The organism is Ferrovum myxofaciens, from assembly GCF_000735045.1.
Taxonomy (GTDB): Bacteria; Pseudomonadota; Gammaproteobacteria; order Burkholderiales; family Ferrovaceae; genus Ferrovum; species Ferrovum myxofaciens.
Genome location: NZ_JPOQ01000120.1, coordinates 1 through 682, shown reverse-complemented (window position 1 = coordinate 682; position 682 = coordinate 1). Strand labels below are relative to the sequence as shown.

1 protein-coding gene is annotated in these 682 nt (G+C 56.3%); it reads right to left on the bottom strand.

Annotation, left to right across the window (positions count from 1 at the left end):
* On the bottom strand, positions 1 to 682 hold a 682-nt coding region (locus IV91_RS0111375; protein ID WP_031598488.1), incomplete at both ends, for an IS3 family transposase.

Here is a 682-nt window from a genome sequence, read left to right as displayed (position 1 = left end):
CGATATCAGGCGTCCTGTTTCCCAACGATTGGTGCGGTCGCTCACTGTTGTAGAAGGCAAAGTACTCGGTCAGGCCCACCATCAACTCGCCCATCGAGGCATAGCCCTTCAGGTACACATCCTCATGTTTGACGCTACGCCAGAGCCGCTCAACAAAGATATTGTCGAATGCTCGCCCCCGCCCATCCATGCTGATGACAATGCCTTCGCGCTTCAATACGCTGGTGAAGGCTTCGCTGGTGAACTGCGAACCTTGATCGCTATTGAAGATCTCCGGCTTGCCGTGGGTGCGCATAGTCTCCTCCAGGCAATCGACACAGAATACCGCTTCCATGCTGTTGCTGATCCGCCAGCCAAGTACCCGGCGCGAGTACCAGTCGATGATCGCCACCAGGTAGGCGAAGCCATGCGCCAGCCGGACATAGGTTATATCCGTACTCCAGACCTGGTTAGGTCTGACCACCGCGACACCACGCAGCAGGTAGGGATATACCTTATGCTCAGGATGCGCTTTGCTGGTGTTTGGCCCCGGTGCCATGCCAGCCAACCCCATCCCTCGCATCAGGCGTTGTACCCGCTTGCGGTTGACGGTGTGGCCAAGCCCCTTGAGAAATATCACCATCTTGCGGCTGCCATAAAACGGATGCCGTGTGTACTCCTCGTCAATCAGACAATTCAACAG